At 65.9% G+C, this 2068-nt stretch carries 2 protein-coding genes; both read right to left on the reverse strand.

The window, feature by feature from the left end:
- Positions 1 to 87: 87 nt before the first annotated feature.
- Positions 88 to 852, reverse strand: a complete 765-nt coding sequence (gene istB, locus BW14_RS11775; protein WP_140490787.1) for an IS21-like element helper ATPase IstB — start codon at positions 850 to 852, stop codon at positions 88 to 90.
- Positions 849 to 2068, reverse strand: a 1220-nt coding sequence (gene istA, locus BW14_RS11780) for an IS21 family transposase (RefSeq protein WP_140490789.1), incomplete at its 5' end; no start/stop codon positions are given. The genes istB and istA, both read right to left, overlap by 4 nt.

The raw sequence follows: 2068 nt of genomic DNA on the forward strand, positions 1-2068 counted from the left end.
TGTATTTCGTCAAATCGGTGTTTCGGTTTTCGTCATTGTATTTTTTCGGGTTTCGGCGTCGGGCGTGCCGGCCGGTGGTTGGTTGGGTTATTGGCTGGTGTCGGTTTTGCCGAACATGAGGGCCTGGCTGACGCGTCGGCTTGGCCCGGTGAATTCGATGAGGCGTCCGTGGTGGACGATGCGGTCGATGATCGCGGCGGCGAGCTTGTCGTCCGCGAAGATCGTGCCCCATTTGCTGAACTCGATGTTCGTGGTGAAGATGATGCTGCGCCGCTCGTAGCTGCCGGCGATGATCTGGTAGAGAAGTCGTGCGCCGTCGATGTCGAAGGGCACGTAGCCGAACTCGTCGAGGATGATCAGGTCGGCTCTGGAGAGGTCCTTGAGGAGGTTGTCGAGGGTGCCGTCGCGTTTGGCCTTGCCGAGCTGGAGGACCAGTTCGGCGGTCTGGCGGAAGCGCACGCTTCTGCCCATCTCGACGGCCTTCATGCCGAGCGCGGTCGCCAGGTGGGTCTTGCCTCTTCCCGTTTTGCCGTAGAACACGAGGTCCTGGGCCTTGTCCATGAAGTCCAGGCGCGTCATCCGTTCCCTGTCGTACCCGTCGGGCAGGCGCACGTTCGTGAAATCGTAGCCGTCCAGGCCTTTGGGCACGGGGAACCTGGCCTGGCGCATGAGCCTGGCGCGTTTGGATGATTCCCGGTTGGCCAGTTCCGTGGCGAGCATGCGGTCGATGGCGTCGATCTGGCGCGGGGTTGCCCATTCGAGCGTGGCGTCGATGGTGGCTTGGGAGATGAACAGGCCGCGCGCCCTTTCCCGCAGCAGGTCGATGTCGGTTCTCCCGGTTTTCTGGTTCATGCGTTCTCCTGGGTGTAGGCGATGTCGTATTCGCTCAGGTCGACGGGCTCCTCGTACTCGACCGGTTCCACGCCCGAGGCGTGGCGGGCGGCGGCGAGGCACACGCCGGCCCGGTCCACGCCCCCGGTGGCCTCGAGGATCTCGAGCATGCCCGTCACGGCGTGTTCCCAACCGCTTTCACGGTCCGCGTTCCTGAGCGTCTGCAGGCTCGCGCGCCGCGTGGCCTCGTCCTGCGAGTCGATCCATTCGCGCAACGGGTCGGGCAGCGCATCGCGCACCCGGCTGTTGCGCCAGGCCGCGGGCCGGGTGCACAGCAGCTCGAGCTGACTCGAAGGGTCGGCGCTGCTGGTGGGTTTGTCGCCGTAGGCCCTGGGATGCGCGGCCACGTGGACGCCGCCCGCATCGAGGATCTCGATCTCCAGTGCGCGCAGGCCGACGATCATCTCCCTGCCGGCGTGTTCGGGACCGGCCGCGTACCGGTGGCGCCCCTCGAGGACGATGTTGCCGTACTTGTCGGCCCTCACGCGCTTCCAGGTGACCACGTCGAAGGGTTTGGCCGGCAGCGGGAGGAGCGCCTCACGGTCCTCGGCGAACAGGTCCGTCTCCCTGCCGCCCTTGCGGTAATGCTCCTTGGCCCCGAGCTCCAGGCACCTGTCGGGCAGCCGCCGGTTGAAGCTCTCGAGGTTCCATACGCTGGGCACCGGCACGAACAGCCTGCGCCGCACCGCGCCGACCCGCGCCTCGACCGCTCCCTTCTCATGGCCCGAATACGGGTTGCAGAACGCGTACTCGAACCCGTAGTGAGCCTGGAACGCCTGGAACAGGCGGGTCAGGCTAATCTCATCGGATCGTCTGCGTCCCACGCCGGCCGCGTTGTCGTACACGATCCGCCGGGGCACGCCGCCCAGCCATTCGAACAGGTTACGGAGCGCCTGGCACGTGCACTCCGCGTTCTCCCCGGGCATCAACTGGCACGGGGATATGTTCGAATGCGGGAAATCCAGCACGAAATGGCGCATCCGTACCGTCGACCCCCGGTAGCGCACGTCGACCTGGCCGAAATCAGCCTGGCACTCGCCCGGATGCCACGTCAGGTCGAGGAAACCCATCTCGCGCTCCAACGCGGACTCGCGTCTGAGCTGCGCGACCTTGCGCGTCACGGTCGACAACGACACGGCGGCGCCGTATTCGTCACGCAGACGCTCATGGATGCGCG

Origin of the sequence: Bifidobacterium sp. UTBIF-68 (assembly GCF_006408855.1) — a bacterium.
In the GTDB taxonomy this organism is placed as follows: domain Bacteria; phylum Actinomycetota; class Actinomycetes; order Actinomycetales; family Bifidobacteriaceae; genus Bifidobacterium; species Bifidobacterium reuteri.

Bases quoted from the DNA above. Each gene is read 5' to 3' on its own strand.
- istB (WP_140490787.1), bottom strand. From the start codon at position 852: ATGAACCAGAAAACCGGGAGAACCGACATCGACCTGCTGCGGGAAAGG.